The sequence below is a fragment of the Paenibacillus alkaliterrae genome (genome assembly GCF_021532375.1).
Classification (GTDB): domain Bacteria; phylum Bacillota; class Bacilli; order Paenibacillales; family Paenibacillaceae; genus Pristimantibacillus; species Pristimantibacillus alkaliterrae.
In genome coordinates this window covers 1-16,951 of sequence record NZ_JAKGAP010000027.1, presented here as the reverse complement: position 1 = coordinate 16,951, position 16,951 = coordinate 1, and the positions used below count along the sequence as shown (strand labels likewise).

At 51.6% G+C, this 16,951-nt stretch carries 11 protein-coding genes and 1 pseudogene; 2 read left to right on the top strand and 10 right to left on the bottom strand.

Translation table 11 applies throughout. The features are described 5' to 3' along the window. Window positions 1-83: 83 nt before the first annotated feature. The gene (locus tag L1N85_RS13150; protein ID WP_235238854.1) at window positions 84-296 is read left to right on the top strand and encodes a hypothetical protein; all 213 of its coding nucleotides are present in this window, start codon (window positions 84-86) and stop codon (window positions 294-296) included. Between the two features lie 448 nt (window positions 297-744). On the opposite strand, the gene L1N85_RS27175 is transcribed toward L1N85_RS13150, so the two are convergent. Next, the gene (locus L1N85_RS27175) at window positions 745-870 is read right to left on the bottom strand and encodes a hypothetical protein (RefSeq protein ID WP_268818271.1); all 126 of its coding nucleotides are present in this window, start codon (window positions 868-870) and stop codon (window positions 745-747) included. A 350-nt stretch (window positions 871-1,220) separates the two neighbouring features. Continuing rightward, a pseudogene (locus tag L1N85_RS13145) lies at window positions 1,221-2,441 on the bottom strand (RNA-guided endonuclease InsQ/TnpB family protein); the annotation flags it as partial. An 890-nt stretch (window positions 2,442-3,331) separates the two neighbouring features. Between L1N85_RS13145 and L1N85_RS27605 the strand changes: the two are divergent. Then, window positions 3,332-3,694 (top strand): hypothetical protein, encoded by a 363-nt coding sequence (locus L1N85_RS27605; protein WP_328285208.1) that lies wholly within the window; start codon window positions 3,332-3,334, stop codon window positions 3,692-3,694. A gap of 18 nt (window positions 3,695-3,712) precedes the next feature. Here the strand turns inward: L1N85_RS27605 and L1N85_RS13135 are convergent, their stop codons facing one another. The 8 genes from L1N85_RS13135 to L1N85_RS13105 form a co-directional block, all read right to left on the bottom strand. Next, a complete protein-coding gene (locus L1N85_RS13135; protein ID WP_235238851.1) occupies window positions 3,713-3,907 on the bottom strand; it encodes an erythromycin esterase family protein in 195 nt (64 codons plus the stop codon). Window positions 3,908-3,986: 79 nt separating this feature from the next. Further along, a complete protein-coding gene (locus L1N85_RS13130; RefSeq protein ID WP_235238844.1) occupies window positions 3,987-4,946 on the bottom strand; it encodes an acetylxylan esterase in 960 nt (319 codons plus the stop codon). 165 nt (window positions 4,947-5,111) lie between these two features. Beyond that, the gene (locus tag L1N85_RS13125; RefSeq protein ID WP_235238842.1) at window positions 5,112-5,330 is read right to left on the bottom strand and encodes a DUF3934 family protein; all 219 of its coding nucleotides are present in this window, start codon (window positions 5,328-5,330) and stop codon (window positions 5,112-5,114) included. 251 nt (window positions 5,331-5,581) lie between these two features. Beyond that, a complete protein-coding gene (locus tag L1N85_RS13120; protein ID WP_235238840.1) occupies window positions 5,582-6,226 on the bottom strand; it encodes a ThuA domain-containing protein in 645 nt (214 codons plus the stop codon). Window positions 6,227-6,264: 38 nt separating this feature from the next. Next, on the bottom strand, window positions 6,265-7,029 hold the full coding sequence (locus L1N85_RS13115; protein ID WP_235238838.1) for a sugar phosphate isomerase/epimerase family protein: 765 nt from the start codon (window positions 7,027-7,029) through the stop codon (window positions 6,265-6,267). A gap of 320 nt (window positions 7,030-7,349) precedes the next feature. Next, window positions 7,350-7,640, bottom strand: coding sequence for a YidH family protein (locus L1N85_RS13110; RefSeq protein ID WP_235238836.1), 291 nt, complete (start codon window positions 7,638-7,640; stop codon window positions 7,350-7,352). Between the two features lie 110 nt (window positions 7,641-7,750). Then, on the bottom strand, window positions 7,751-8,110 hold the full coding sequence (locus L1N85_RS27905; RefSeq protein WP_407946380.1) for a DUF3231 family protein: 360 nt from the start codon (window positions 8,108-8,110) through the stop codon (window positions 7,751-7,753). Window positions 8,111-8,318: 208 nt separating this feature from the next. Next, the gene (locus tag L1N85_RS13105; protein WP_235238834.1) at window positions 8,319-16,592 is read right to left on the bottom strand and encodes a GH36-type glycosyl hydrolase domain-containing protein; all 8,274 of its coding nucleotides are present in this window, start codon (window positions 16,590-16,592) and stop codon (window positions 8,319-8,321) included. Window positions 16,593-16,951 lie beyond the last annotated feature (359 nt).

Here is a 16,951-nt window from a genome sequence, read left to right as displayed (position 1 = left end):
GTTCAGACAAAGCCTGCTGCAATCGATTTTCGGAGATCAAGAGCAAATCCCTTTCTAAGAGCTTAGCGAGCAGGACTGGGTAAATGTGCAAAAGCTTGCAGAAGAGCGTTACCAAGCTGGGAATGGAACTACGGCCGTTCTCCTGCCTTCAACGTGTAGTTGAAGCGGCGTTTGCATGTGCAGGCACGTTCGATATCCGCCTTCAGGTAGAGGATGGCATGATCGTCAGCGCCGCCATCTACGGCGATCAGCCTTTACTTTTAACGGGAGACGTCCGTCGGTCAGGAGTTGTTTGAATTCATCCAAAGGGAGCGGCTTGGTGAACCTCCCCGACTTACTTGTTATCACAAGTTGAAGTCGGGTCTTCTTACCACCAGCATCTTCCATGCAACTTTGTAGAATTGGGTTTGCCAACTCTACTCCATACTCGGAGGCAGGGGTGTCATCGAAGCTGCCTAAGTAAGCAACATGTGTCTTCGCACACATGGGGCGGAACAGCCCATCTACTACTTTTTGCTTACGCAATCCGTAGATACTTGATCTTCGTTTCCACATCGAAATTTTGAAAAGGCACAATTTGACCTCGAATCACGGTCATCACCCCCTATCGAACATACGTTTGATATATCTATCATACCACACATATGTTCGTATTTGGAGGTATATTTACGAAAATTTCCACAAAAAAACGGTAGTTCATTTTTCTCTTTTTCCTACCCGTCTCTTACAGGGGGAATGCGTCATTCATCCCCCACCTAAGGAGGAAGGGGACTTCTGACCGATATAGTTAAAGTAATAGCCTTGTGCCTTGTCGCAGCCCAGCCTTACTAAATGCTCGCGCTGCTTTTCCGTTTCTGCGCCCTCCGCCACGACCTGCTTATACAAATCAAACGTTCAAATGGTTGACGACCATGCCTTCCGTTATTTCCAGACACAGAAAAGCCGGACATAACCCGCTGGCGTGTAAGATTCCCTGCACAAGCGGAATAAACTCTCCCGGCTGCACCATGCCAAGCTCCGTCGTTCAAAACATGATGCCTCCTCGCCTTATGCAAATAGGAGGGGCCGCTTTGCTTCCCCGAACCCATATGATTATTATAGAACCTAATGCCAGTCGTCACTACGTATATTTCGACATTTCATAGTCTTATGAATACTCCCGCCACTTACCGATGCTGTTGCTTCGGCTGAAGTGGGGGTTTCTGATGTATCATCCTTACTTACTTCAGGATGCTTAACATCAGTGGAGTTGACACATTGATGGTCTGGTTACCATTGGGCCCCTCTATCCCATCCGTTCCTAGTGCGGATACGTTTGGGAATACTTTACGCATAATGTTCGCTGCGCCGTTCACATCGGCATGAATCAGGCCTTTCGCACTCTTATACAGCCCTCGATACATTCGCTTGCCAGAGAAGATCCATATCCTCTCTTCATCATAATGCGGCAATGGGTCTTGATCGAGGAAGCTGGCTTTCGAGGTGTACGCTTCTTCGGTCAACCTAACGGCTATTCCCTGTTCAGCCGCTTTATACTGGATCATCGATATGAGCATCTGATGCGGGATGTGACAGAAAGGCTGATTGTTTCGCCGTCCGATCGCGGACGCTTGCTTCCATCCATCGTTTTACCCGATAACGATTGTGCCGATCTGTTGCTCCACGGCCATTTTAACGATATGACGGCTTACTTTGTGGAACAAGTCTTTGATCCGGTGATGGCGCTTCAGATGCAAGCGTTCCAATCGGCTGGACGTATGGGTTCCTTCACACGGTTTCTTGCCCTGACGAAGAATGCCGATATCATGAGCTTTCATCTTGTTGTAATATTGATTCATCGCTTTGATCATCTTGCCCTTCACGAGCATCGGTTTCGAACCGGTAGTCGTAACGATGGTTGCAAGATTTTCAATGCCAAGATCAATCGCAAGCGCGTTTTCTTTCGCTGCTTCCTTCTTTTCTATTGGATATGAGAAGACCATTTCGACGACATACCGGCCATGGCTCGGCACCACACGCACCTGCTTCAGTTGTCCGCCTGTACAGCCTAGCTTACCGATATTAAGCTGCAGCTTGGTCTTCGGAAGTTTAAGATACTTCTGTTCTTTAATCACGCAATCCTGGTTGGAGAACACGACTTCTTTCACTTTACTGTGGGCATATCCCGGTACATTGGGCTTTCCCTTGTATTTCCCGGGATGCTTTCGGTAGTCCTTCATACTGGCGAAGAAAGAAAGCCAGTTTTGAAACGCAATCTTCATGATGCCTTGACTGCTCTGCGCGGGGAGGGCTCGATAGTCGATTTGATCCATCACTTTGAACAAGGCATCCAAGAAGTTGTAAGAAACAAATGACTTCTCCTTGGAAGGCAGCTTGAAGGGATGGGAACGATTCTTCTCGCTCAGCCGTTCGTTCATCGCATCGATATGCTCCTCCAGTGTACGAAATGGTTTGCGCCGAATTGCCCGTTTCCTGAAATGCTCTTGTAATGCGATAGCGTTTACTCATTAAGATGCCTCCAATATTGTTCACGATTAAAGCTCTCTCGATCTGCTGCACCGTTCGGTTGCCGGGCGGACGCATATCTGCTCCCTTGATCGGCAAGTGCTAGCCGCGGCAAGCAAATGGCTGTATTTTTACGAACAATTTTGGAATAATCAATTTGACGCGCTTGAACGTGAGCTGAAAAAAGACGAAAAGGAGAAGCACTAGTAGAATGTTCCGTAAACAGTGTTCTTACGGAACGAGCAGCTAGCCCGCGTTTTGCTCCGTAGGCTAACGGTTAACGGACGTCTGAGGCGTTATCATCCCAAAATGAGGTATTCGAAAAATCTAACGGACATGAGAAGTCTTATGGGACCGATTTTTGCCATATTCCCTTTGATTTATTGGAAATAACGTTCCTCACGTCCGTTAGATTTCGATAACAGTGGTTTTCTTTGAATTAGTGTCTCTCATGTCCGTTACACGTTGATAATCCGGCAGGCGACAGGCCGTTATGTTTTCTAATGGCTAATGTATCCCAAACCACTTTGGTAATGGTTCGCCAATTTGAAGTGCCGACTGAAAGAGTATTTGATGCGTGGATAAACCCTGTCATGATGAGAAGATGGCTGATGATCAATGAAGGCACCAATAAGTTAGCGGTAAACGAACCTTTCGCAGGAGGGAGATAGACCATTGTTGAGGAGAATATTTGGAAATCGAACGTCCGAACCTCCTGGCCTTCACCTTCCAAATGCCTTAATTCAGCGAATCGACCGACCGTCTTACAGTAGAGCTCAAAGCGCTGGAGAAAGGCTGCGAAAAGACGTTTACGCAAGTCATCAACGTGCCTCACGAGGCAAGCTGGTCAGAAGCCGATATCGAGAAAGCACTTGGAGAATACCACAGCGGCTCGGAGCATGGCCGGAATTTAATGTTCGGAGGTTTGAAGGACATGCTGTCCTTATATGCGCTTATTCAACAAATCGGCCCAGAGCGGTTGGCGGCGCTCAGCAATCAGGTACTTAAGAGTGCTGGCGAAGATTTTTTCAAAAATGAATATGAGCAAGCTTTATTTAGCCTTCGCTATTTAGGCTTCGTAGAGCATGAATCCGCCAACCGAAAACACCGTTGTCATTTTAGTTGCTATTCTCGTTTTCATCAAACCTTGACGGGCTCCACCGCGAGCGGAGACAATGCTTTCGTCTGATCGATGTAAATAAAGACGTTATAACGAAATGACGGTAGGAACGTAATTGCCTCTTTCCCGCTGAGGGTGGTACACAACGCCGATCGCCCGGTGACCGACGACGGTTTCATCCAAAACGGGCTCCTCCTTGTCGAAAAAGAGCAGCTTGTCCTCCGCCCCGTCCCTATGCAGCAGCTCCTCCCAGCTATTCGCGACAGCCGGCGGAACACGCATCTCTTCCGGCTAATTCGAAGCAAATCCTCATGGGGTACCGTGGTGCAAATCACGATCCCCCATGAAGTGAATTAAATTTCTATTCCTCCAGGAAAAACTGCATCGTCATGTCGGCAAAGCCAGGCAAATCCTCATGTCCGAAATCCGGATAAATTTCCATCCGCTTCTCTGCCGAAATTTTATTATAAACCGCAAACTGGGTGGAGGGCGGACAAATCGTATCCATCAATCCTATTCCGAAGAGAACCTCACCCTGGATCCGCGAGGCCAGATGCTGGATGTCGATGTAGCCCAGCTTCGTAAAAATCTCCTCTTCCCACTTATGCTGCGGGTCGAAATGGCGGAAAAATGTACGCAGCTCCGCGTAAGCATCCTTAGCCAAATCCATTTGCCACACGCGTCTGTAATCGCTTAGAAACGGAAAAACGGGTGCGAGCTTCTTAATCCGCGGCTCTAACGCGGCGCAGGCGATCGTCAGGGCGCCGCCCTGCGAGCCCCCCATCGCCATAACGCGATCCGGATCGACCTCCGGCATTTGCATCGCAATAGCAGCCAGCTGAGCCGTGTCCAGATAGATATGACGGAACAGCAGTTGATCCGGATGGTCATCCAGGCCGCGAATAATATGCCCGTGATGCGTATTCCCTTTGACGCCCCCCGTATCTTCCGATTGTCCGCCTTGGCCGCGGCAGTCTAGGGAAAAGAACGAAAAGCCAAGGGCTGCATAACCAAGCTTATCCTGCCAATGGCCCGAATGGCCTGTGTAGCCATGAAATTGCAGCACGGCCGGATGCGGCTCAGTCACGTTCTTCGGTCTTATGTATTTCGCATGAATACGGGCATCGCGCACGCCGGTAAAATACAAATCGAAGCACTCTGCGTATGGGACTTGAAAGGAGCTGGGAACAAGCTCGATTTGCGGATCGACTGCTCTCATTTCAGCAAGCGCCCGCTCCCAATAGACATCGAAATCGTCTGGACGCGGGTTTAGTCCCTCATAATTTTTCAGCTTGTCTAAAGGCATGTCTACTAACGGCATTCTTCTACCTCCTGATATTGAAAAAATTCGAAATATCGGCCTTCTTCTTGAAAGCGCTAGCTCTATTTTAATGATATCAGCTTGGAATGCAAACAGAAAAACCACAGGCTTCACATTACAGTGAAGCTGCGGTCGTTCATCCTTATAACTATTGCGTAACTGGACTTACTTTGCCGGGTTACTGCCTTTATTCACACTGCTGCCTCTAACCGGGCCAGCACCTTTACTACCGCCGTTCCCTTTATCGCCATCCGCTGCTTTAGAAGCAAGATTCCTGCCGAATATTTTGGGCGCTGCCTTCTTCTTGGCGCTGGCCTGCCAGCGGTTCCAGCCCTTTTTGCCCGTTCCTCTGCCTGTCCCGCCCTTGCCCTTCGTACTGCTCATTTCATCACTCCAATATGCTTTCTGTGTCCGTTGCTTACCAGTATACCATTAATCCTGCCTTTAAAAACGTAAAGCCTCTTTCTAAGGAGGATTAATCATTCCACCTTTCTGGCTTGTCTAACCGCAGTCCTGAGCAACGATGAAGAGCAGGATACCCTGCGGCGTCCTGCTCTTTATAGAAAAAGATTATGTAACAGTCCGAAGAAGTCTTATTGGTCGGCCGGGTAACGCAACCCCCATTCATAGTTCAATCATACCTTATTATGGTATCCGCTGCACCATTTGAGAGCGCCTGCAATCGCTGCCTGATAATCGGGATGCTTGAGCGCTTCCAGAAAATGTCCCGGCGTAAGTACGCAAACTCTTCCCTTGCCTTGCTCCCGTACCCAGCCCGCCGGCTGAGTACCGTGCTCTGACGTTGAGGTCAGAAACACGTGAATGCGCTCGTCGATTACCTCAACATAGTAATGCTCATCATGCATGGAAAAGCTTTTTGCCGTTTCAATAGGCAGCATGGCTTCATCCGTGTAGGACATCGTTACCTGACATGCCTCGGGATGCATGTTGAACACCCCGCCAATCAGCTCGAAGAAGGTCCTTTCTTCCCGATAGCCGACGGTTCCCGAATGAAGAACGAGAAGCCCTTTTCCTTGCTCGACATAGTCAACAAAGTGTGCTTGAATCTCATCCGTTAGCCATGGCATCTTATCCCTGGCCGAGATTTGATTCGATTTCGCAAGCACGACCGCATCCTGACCATCCATCCATATCCGGGTCCACTCCGACGCATGCTGTATAAATTCAAATTGAAAGCCCTCGGTTCCCAAGGGTTCTAAGCCCTGCTTAACCGTCGTTCCCGGATGCCAATAATCATCGCAAATAATGCCGATCTTCATAAAGCTCATCCCCCTGTCGATATATACGATACCACAACTTAGAGGATAAACTGACGTAAATTTTGAAGACTGATCGCTAAGCTTTCAAACGGGTCGCGCCTGCACACGTCCTGCTCAACAACGTACCATTCCACTCCGGTTTCCCGGCATGCCGCAATAATATCCTTAAAATTCAGGTTTCCTTCCCCAATCTCTGCAAACACCTGCTGATGACCGACGATTTCCAGGTCCTTCAAATGAACGACGCCCATTCGGCCGTTCACACGATAGATCATATCGACCGGATTCACTCCGCCCACATGTACCCAGTACGTATCGAGCTCGAAGCCGAATGCTTCCGGATCGCTCTCTTCTCTCAAAATTTCCATACCGGTTCTGCCCGCGAATTTCTCGAACTCGAACTGATGATTATGATATATGAACTGCAGATCATGCTCCTTCAAGCGTCTGCCGATTTCCGAAGCCTGCTTCGCAAAAGCCGCATAGCCTTCCGCGTTCGTACGGTACTGCTCGGGCAAGCCTCCGATTCCGACGTATGGACAATTCCACAGCTTATGCTTTTGTACATTTGCCTCAAAATCTTGCACCAATGAATCGTAGCTTACATGCGTCGCGCATATCCGAAGTCCCGCTTCATCCGCAATGCGTTTGATTGTCTCAGGCGTGATCGGTCCGACGCCCGATACTTGAACCGCTTGATAGCCGATGTCCTTCACCTTATGCAAGGTCTGCTCCAAATCGGCTTCATTCTTGCAATAATCCCGCAACGTATACAATTGTGCCGCAATATTGGATAAATTCATACTTTCGCCGCCTTCTTCGATTAATGTAGTTTACTAACAGAGGTATTGCTTCCATTGTATCATTTCGGATGAAAGCACTACTTTACTGAGGTTAGCGAACATGGGGCCGGCATTTGATTGTAATTGAGCGTGATGGCAGAGAATCCGGGTTCGTGATGATGATGATGAAGAAGAAGAGGAGGAGGAGGAAGAAGAAGAAGAAGAAGAAGAAGGTGGTGAAGGAGACCGATCGGCAGCTACAACTCTATAGTCCGAAGAATAAGAAAACGACCAAGCCTATTAAAAGCACATTAATCAGCGCTAGCGCCGCGAACAATACCTTAACTAACAAGCTTGTAGTGCGAAAGGTTTGCGTAGATGACGCTTCGTTTCACCATATAATCCATGGTCGCCAAGCCCATTATTATAAAACCGAGCATCACAGAGGAAATGCCTGCGATTGCCGCAAGCGTATGTCCAACTTCACCATACGGCGTGGATTGAAAAACAATACCTGCCGCCAGAAATCCCAAGCCCATTATGGTAATACTGGTCCTAATCCATGCCAGATAAGTTCTTTCGTTGGCCAAATGCTGTTGAATCCATTTCGACTCGTCCGGATGTTCGTTCATGACCGTTGCCTCCATTTAAGCAAAGTGAAGCTGCCCCTGCGGAAAAAGCCTAATTTCTCGTTTATCCAACTGAGAAATTAGGCTTTTTCGGATATCATCATTACTTCTTGCTATTGTTGAGGAAGCCCGTTTGGGATGTAATAGGGAGGAACTTTAATCCATCCGCCTTTGCGCGTTAAGGTTTTTAAAAAAGAACTGTATTTTAACTTCTCGGAAAGAAAATGAGTAAACATTACTCCTACATCAGTGCGTATTGATGCGGAAGCGGCACTAGCACAAGATATTACCGTTGAAACTGTCTTCAGACTCAGCACATTTGCAATTTCATCATCCGTAAGCTTAATACCAAGTGGAATGTCATAGTGTTCGGATTTTGGCTTTGGTTCCGATGTAGGCGGGAGTGGGATTCCTTCTTTAATCAGAAACTCCGATAGCCGCATCGTTTGGACTTCACACTTTATGTCCAACATGCAAGGGAGTCGTTGGTTCATCGTCTACAAGTGTTTTAAGGGAATCAACAAAAGCGTGAAGTTAGTGGAGATATCCAACATAGCGAGCCCGATCGGACTCGGAAGCGCGAAGTTAGTGGTGAAATCGCCTGCAGAAAAATGTGAGCAAAAAAATAAGGAGCTCACCGCTCTTGCAGCGGGAAAGCTCCTTTTTCAATTATTAACAAGATTAAATTCTTAACTCCACCTGATGCTTCTTGCCGTCATCATGCAGCTCAACGTTCGGGATTGCCGGCTCCTCATCTCCTGTTATTTCGACCTCATTGCCATCCAAACGCAGCCTTCCGGCCGGATGGTCTTCACCCTGAGCCCTTCTGGTAACGGTGATGGCATAGTCCGCTTTCCCGAATCGATACGTTGCCTTAAAGCCCGGCCATTCGGAAGGAATACGGGGATCGATGTACAATCGACTGCCATGCCGCCGAATGCCGAGAATCCATTCGAGCCCCACCTGATACATCCAGCCGGAAGCCCCGGTATACCAAGTCCAGCCCGCATGCCCTCTATGCGGCTCTGCTGTATACACATCGGCAGCCATAACATAGGGCTCGCCAACGTATCGCTTCACCTCTTGATCGGTTCGGGTATGCGTGATCGGATTCAGCATATGGAACAGCTCAAATGCTTTATCTCCTTGCCCCAGCTTACTCCAGGCCATGATGCTCCATAAGACTCCGTGCGTATACTGCGCCCCGTTCTCGCGAATGCCCGGCGGATATCCTTGAATATAACCGGGACTCGGCTCGGTAAGATCAAAGGGAGGCGTCAACAGACGTACGACCGATAGCTCCCGATCCACCAGCTCGCGGTCGAAGGACTGCATCGCCTGCACGGCACGGTCCTTTGGAGCGGCTCCCGAAATGACCGACCAGGATTGTGCGATTGCATCGATTCGGCATTCACCATTATGGATGGAGCCAAGCCATTGCCCGTCGTCCATAAAGGCGCGGCGGTACCATTGTCCATCCCAAGCATGCTCGTTTAGCGCCAGGCCCAGCCGTTCGCGCGACTCGCGGTATCCCGCTTCCCGCTCATTGTCGCCGCGCTGCTTGCATATCTTCTCGAACCGCTGCAGCACCTCGCAAATAAACCAGCCGAGCCACACGCTTTCGCCGCGCCCTCCATGCCCGACGAGATTCATGCCGTCATTCCAATCGCCGACGCCGATTAGAGGCAACCCATGCTCCCCTATGCGCGACAATGCTTTGTCAATCGCCCTTAGGCAATGCTCATAGACCGATCCGCTCTGTGTCGATCGCTTCGTTTCCTCGTAACGCTCATGCTCGCCTTCCCGCAGCGGCTCGCTCGTTATATAGAAAGCCGTCTCCTGCAGGATGTCCCGGTCCTCCGTCTGCTCGATATAGCGCGAAACCGCATATGGGAGCCAGAGCAAATCATCGGAGAACAGCGTACGAATGCCGCGCTCGGTTTCCACATGCCACCAATGCTGCACATCGCCTTCCTCGTATTGATGCGAGGCGTGGATCAAAATTTGCGACCGCGTGATCTCCGGCATCGTATGCAGCAGCGCCAATGAATCCTGCAGCTGATCGCGGTAGCCGTAAGCCCCGCCCGCTTGATAGAAAGCGGTCCGCGCCCAAATCCGGCAAGCCAGCGATTGGTACAGCAGCCACCCATTGAGCAGCACATCCATTTCGCGCGATGGCGTCGACACCGTGGTTTGAGACAATGTTTCCTCCCAGAAATCGGTGACATCCCTCAAGGCCTGCTCGCACGCAGTGTCTTGGCTGTACTTCTGAGCTAGGCTGGCTGCGGCGTTTTTCGATGCTTCGCAGCCCAATAATATAGATAGGATTCGCTCCTCGCCCGGCTCAAGCGTCAGCTTATGCTGGACAGCCCCGCAGGAAGCATAACTTTCTCCGGTCCTGCCCGATAAACGTTCGCGTCCCAGAGCAGCCGGCTGCTCGGCCGTCCCGTTCCGGCCGATGAATTCCTCCTGGTCCGACGTCCAGCTTAGCTCCGCCGTTTCCGCAGAATGGCCGCTATTCGGCTGCTGAGCGTAAATACCTAAAAAAGCCGTTGCGTCACGGAACGTTTCCTGATACTGATTGCGAGCAGTCATCATTTTCGCGGAAGCGTCCCACTCGGTTACGATATAAGGCGCATTCGCCTGACGCTGAACGCCGATTACCCATTCCGCATAATAAGTCACCGAAAGGGTTCGACGCTCGCTGGTCGTATTTTTCAACTGTACCCGGATCACCTTTACAGGCTCCTCAAGCGGTACAAATACGGTCATCGCATGCTTGATTCCGCTCCGCTCATGATCAAACCGCGAATAGCCCCATCCGTGGGTTACCAAGTACGGCGACGAGGTGGAGATCGAGGACGGCGTCATCGTCCAATTCTCTCCGGATTCCTCATCCCGCACGAAACCGATTTCCGTCGGAGGGTCCAGCACCGGGTCGTTCGACCATGGCGTCAGCTTGCATTCCCGGCTGTTCCGCCACCAGGTATACCCTCTCCCCAACTCGGATATGAGCGAACCGAAGCGCTTGTTAGCAAGCACATTGATCCACGGTGCCGGGAGATGGCACCCATTCTTGATCACGATCCGGTATTCTCTGCCATCCGGAGAGAATCCGCCCCAGCCATTATAGAACAGCCAGTCCTTCGTATCATAGCTTTCCGAATGCTGATAATCCACGCTCACCTTCTCTTTGAGTTCGCTCGTATCGAGCGCCTTCGGCAGAGCAGCCGCTTCCCCGCTCCGAGGCAGCCTCAGCTGCGCCATGAAGCTGGAGCCTCCCGCCCGCATGATGAGTCGGGCAACCGAAGTCAGTAAAGTGACGGATTCTTCGTCTAATTGATTCGCGGGGATGACATGTATGCCCGCCGACCCCATGCCGAATCGGTCAACGCCATGCTCGACTGCCCGCTGCAGCGCCTCCTGCAAATCCTGGTGATAGCCCCCCGACGATTCGTTCAGAATGACGAGATCGAACGAAAGGCCGAGCCTCCTTAAGTACTCATGCCCGGTAAGCAGCTTCACGATAAATGGCAGATGGCTGCGATTGTCGATATGAACCAGAACGATCGGGCGGTCTCCGGAGATGCCGAACGCCCATAACGACGATTGCCCTTTACGGTTTGCCCCTATGCTTTGCTTCCGTTCCTTCCGCAAAGGCGGCGTATATAATACTTGTCCGGCAAATTGTTGGAAAGCCGTCGCTTCGCGTTGGCTAAGCTGCAGATTGCGAAGCTCGATCCGGCTTCGGTTCCATGACAGCTGGAACGTCCTTTCCACCGCCTGCCCGTTCGTAAACTTGGAAACGATGTCCACCGCTTCCTCCCTCGTTCCCGACACCGCAGTTATCGCGAATAAGTGTACCTGCTCCCCGGGCTCGAGCCGGATGCGCCGCCGCATGACGAAAGCCGGATCAGCGACCGAGCCTGTTTTGCCGTGCAGTCGCGTGCGGATGCCCTGAGGCGCCGCAAGCGTATGCCCGCGCCCGATAAAGGCCGCACGGTCCGTCTCGAATTCCATCGGGCCGAGCGTATGCCCTTCCGCAATCAACGAATGTGCCGCCCATAACATCCGATCCTTCGCCTCGCGCGGCCTTCGCCCGGCAACCAGGCAGCCCGAGCCTTCATCGTATTGCGTCCGGATGAACAGCTTGCTGAAGGCCGTATGCGCATCGTCCGCGATCGGCTCGGCCAGTGCCAGCTCCACGAAGGTCGTTACCTCCAGCACCTTGGTTTCCGTACTTAGGTTCGTCAAGGAAATTTTTCGCACCTCGGCGTTCCATTCCGGCGAAACGCACACCTCCATACTGGTCGCGATATCATCATCCACGCGCGTGAAAGCGGCACGGTCCAGTTGGAACTGCACGCTCTGCTCAGACGCTTCAACCATGCATGGCTGGTATGAGGGCGACCATATTCGCTCTGACGATAGGTCGCGAACATAAATATAGCTGCCCCAAGGATCTCTAACCGGATCCTCTCTCCACCTCGATACGGACAACCCCTCATACCGGGTGAACCCGCTTCCGCTGTTCGTCAGCACGGTCGTGAACGTCCCGTTCGACAGCACGCAGCACTCCGGAATACGGGAATGCGCGTTCGAATAATGCCTTACCTCCGCCTTATCCTGCAGCTTCCCTCTATCCGGTCCATGGATCCGGTGCATCGCCGGATGCCTGATCCATTTCGGATGGGCCGGATTTCGCTCCTGCAGGAGCAGCTCCGCCGCGCGGACCTGCTTATTGCTATGGAAACGGCCGTACATCGTCTTAGGCAGGAGAAGGTTGGACAGCGTCAGCATGCTCATCCCCTGGTGATGGGCCATAAAGCTGCGGATCACCATATGTCGTTTTCCTTCGGGCATCCGTTTCTGTGTGAAATCCATGGCCTCATAATAGCCGTATTTGCCGCGTCCGCCCAGCCGCTCCAGCTCGCTAAGTGCTTTTAAGCCCTCGCGCTTCGCGAAAGGCAGCGCCATAATCGTAGCGTATGGAGCCAAAACCAGATCCTCTTCAAGTCCCCGTTTGAAGCCAAGACCAGGGACGCCGAACGCCCGGTACTGATAATTCATTCGGTAGTCGAAAGCATAAAAACCCGATTCGGAAATGCCGAAAGGCACCTCTCTCTGACGCGCATACTCGATTTGCCGATCTACGACGGCTCGATACGTGCTGTCCCACAGCGTATTTCGGTAGGTGCGCATGAACAGCCAAGGCATCAAATATTCGAACATCGTCCCCGACCACGACAGCAGCACCGGGCGTTTACCCGCTTTGGTCAATGTCCGCCCGAGCGCGTTCCAATGCGATACGGACACTTGCCCCAGTGCAATAGCGATAAAGCTGGCTTGCCGAGCCTCGGAAGCCATTAAATCGTACAGCACCGTTTCGCGATGCTGCTGCGTCACTTTGTAGCCAAGCGAGAACAGCTTCGCTTTATGGTCATACAGCGGCCTGAAGTTCGTTCCTTGAATTAAAGCTTCCATGCGCGCGGCAAGGCGTTCTCCTCGGGCCGCCTCTCCTGCTACTGATTTTTTGCCAGGGCGGGATAAGCTGTTAACCGGCGTGATTTCTTCAGCGAATGCAACCTGAAATTGATCCTGTCTGCGACTCGCGTCTGTGCGCAAATCATCCCGCTCGTCTCCTGAATCACCGGCCTTCAGCCATTCGATCAATCCTTCCTTGACAACGATCAAGCAAGCGGCGAAGTTGCCGGAATCAACCGTAGAGACGTAGATCGGATGCAGCGGCGCCAACGTTTCCGTATCATACCAATTGTAGAGATGTCCCTCCCATTTCTCCATACGCTCAATCGTATCAAGCGTTCTCTCCAAGCGCTCCAGAAACCCTCCCGTATCGATAAATCCAAAATCCCTGGCGGCCAAAATACAAGAGAGATACAAGCCGATGTTCGTAGGCGACGTCCGATGCGCCACGCCGTTAGGCGGTTCAAACTGCACATTGTCAGGCGGAAGCCAGTTGTCCCCCTCCGTTACATAATCCTCATAGAAGGTCCAAATCTCCCGGGACAGCCCGTTAAGCTCCTCCCGCTCTTCCTCGGTGAATGCAACGGCAGCATGATAATGCGGCTGATCCAACCAAGCTATCGCAAGCGGAGCGCATAACCATACGAACGCCAAAAACACGCCGATTCCTTGAACGGCGACGTCGCCGCTCCATAAGCACAGCCCCAAAAAAACGAGGCTCAGCGCATAACCTCCGAACAGCCCGAGCGGCCCTCTTGTTCCTTGCCGTCCCGCGCTTCGCTCGACCTCGGCCTGAGAGGTCCATTCCAATAGGCGACGCTTCGAAATGAGCAGTCGATACAGCGTTGTCACAATCGCATCCAGCATACTTACGCTTTGGAAAGGCAGCGTAATTAAAGCTACTCCTGCTTGTCCCAAAGATACGAATAAGCTGCGAGGATTTCGCAGCATAGCTGGCAACGCCAAGCACTGCCGCCAAAGGGGCAGAAGAAATGTAGCCAGTACCAAAACAAACCAACGGATAGGAGAGCCCGGAAGCAAAGGCACGGCCAACAACAAGATGGCCATCAGCGCAGGGTGGAGAAGACTCCTCCTTAAATTATCGAGCATTTGCCAGCGAGTTAATAGGGATAGATCGATCGGGAGCAGCTCGCCTTTTCGATTGCGCGCTTTAGGCAATAACCAGAGCAGCAACTGCCAATCCCCGCGAACCCAACGATGCTGTCTCTTCTGATGAGCACGGAACGTCGCCGGGTGATCATCAATTAATTCAATGTCCGAAATTAACCCGGCCCGCAGCACTCCTCCCTCCAGCAAATCATGGCTTAATACCCGATTTTCAGGAATCCGGTCACAAAGTATTTCATGAAACACATCGATGTCGAATATCCCTTTCCCCGTAAAAATCCCCATTCCCAGCGCATCCTGGTACGGATCGGAAATCGCGAACGCGTAGGGATCCACGCCAGGCTCGGATGACCATAGCGCTGCCAGCCTTGAACGCTGTACGCTGGCAAGACTCATGCTGATTCTTGGCTGAAGTACGCCGTAGCCCTCTACTACTCTTGTCCTCGCGGCATTCATTCTCGGCCGGTTATAGGGAAGATGCATGGCGCCGATCAATCTGCGCGCGCTCTCAAGCGGGAGCTGCGTGTCGGCATCCAGCGTTATAATGTATCTGAGGCTGCCGAGCACCGACGGCTCACCCTCTGCCTCGTTGTAGCTCGTATCCTTTTTCCCCTTCAATAGCTGGGCAAACTCTACCAGCTTGCCGCGCTTCCTCTCCCATCCCATCCACGTTCCCTCGGACGGATTCCAGCGCCTCTCCCGATGAAACCAATGGAAGGAGCTTCCGGCATATTCTTGGTTCAATCTCTTGAACTCCGCTTTGGCGGCCTCTACGATTTCCCCGTCCTCTGCAAGCCGCTGCGAATCGGCATCCATGAAATCGCTCAGAATGGCAAAATGAAGATTCGGATCCCGATTGGCCAAATAATGGAGCTCAAGCCGCTCTGTCAATGCCTTCACTTCACCGACGCTCGACCAAATGACCGGCATGACGACCATCGTGCTCGCCTCAGACGGTATTCCTGAAGAAAAATCGTAACGAAGCAGCCTGACCGGTCTTCTTACCCGTTCGATAAACCAGTGTGCGGCCGTAATCGCCCATTCACTTGCAGGAATTGCAAGCAGCAGCAAGGCGAGCGCCCCTCCAAGCATCATTCCCCCGACATGCCAGCCGATCCATGCCGAAAAACCGATCAAAGCTCCAATAAAGCAAACTCCCAGCAGTTGAAAATAAGTACCGGTTGCTCTGCGCAATAGGCTCATTTCCGGCAGCGCACCCGTTTTGCCGCACATCTTCAGAGCTTGTCTAAGCGCGGACAGGCCGCCAGGCTCTAATAAGTAAAAGGCAGCATTCGCCTTACGTGTTGGCGTGCCTCCGCCCCGCTCCACGCCGCTTTCCGCATAGGCCCGATCAGCCAGATGAACAGCCTGAGCGGCAATCAGCTTCTCCGGCACCTTCAGCCGAAGGGCCAGCTTCGCCACCCGATGCCGCAGCATATCCCGGCTGGCAAAATCCATAAGCGCGTAGTCGCCCGCTTGCTCTTCCCGCAAGGTTCTCTCGACCAAGCTGATCCCCTCGAACATCACACTCCAGTCCCAACGCGAAAGCATGCGCAAGCTTCCAATGAGATTGCCTGTCGTCATTTGGAATCCAGCTTGAAGCTGATACTCAAAGGACAAAATCGAGTCAATGCTTTCCGGTCCGTTTTCCAATTTACAAACTAGCCATTCTCCGATGTTCGCCGTATCCTCGGCATGCTCCCGCAAATGCTGGACGAGATGCACGATCATCGCCCCGGACAGAGGCATTTCTTGCCCGGCCTCCTCCAGCACTGTCTTTAGCCGATCCGGCGTCAGCTCCGATGTCTTGATGCCGGAAAGCATCCGCTCCACCGTATCGCATACGGATCTCCGCTCTCTCACGATACCCATAATATCCGACAACCGGCGAATGACAGCAATCCTGAGCATGACGGGCAGCATCCACGCTTCCGCGTTGGTCAGAACCGAAACCTCTTGATAAGACCGAATATAGGTAGTGAAGGATTCCTCGTTCAATTGCCCATCCGTGTGATTCAAGTAATCATCGCATATCGCGAACGCTCTCAGCTGTCCCGTCTTGCTAATATGAGGAAGTGTTCTTACGGTCTCTTTTGGCAGATCGGTCTTGACCGTCAGTACTTCTCCTTCGATAAATTCAGCATTATCCAGCAGCCATTCCTCGGCCGGCTGCGTGCATGTGCCGCGATGCTCATGGAGCTCCGCCGCGAATGCGCGCAAGCGGTCCATATTGGACTGAAGGTCTTTCCATAACCGTCCCGACGATGCCCGCTTCAAATACGGGTCATGAATTAAAGCAAGCTGATGCGCTTCTTCCCTTAGCTGTTCATTATGTAAAAACATCCTTATCCCCCAAACGAGCATGGTTGTCATAATTCCAACCATTATTATGCCCGTAAGGAAAAATTTTATGATATTTACTTTGTCACTAATTAATTTCCTTGCCGTTTTCACTTGTTAACGCCCAGTTAAATCCAAATGCGGCCACTTTGAGCACCCTATGTTGAATTTCTACACTAACTTCATTCACACCAGCCACTTTCAGAGTCTATGTTGGATTTCTATTTTCTAACTGGCGAACCGCTTTGGAGATTTAGCCGCCAAAGTTTGAACTACCCCTTCTTAAAATCAATTGATTTTTGAAGAAGGGGATTCCTAAGAACTTCACCCTAACGGGCAAATATATGGATTAGGCTATCCCC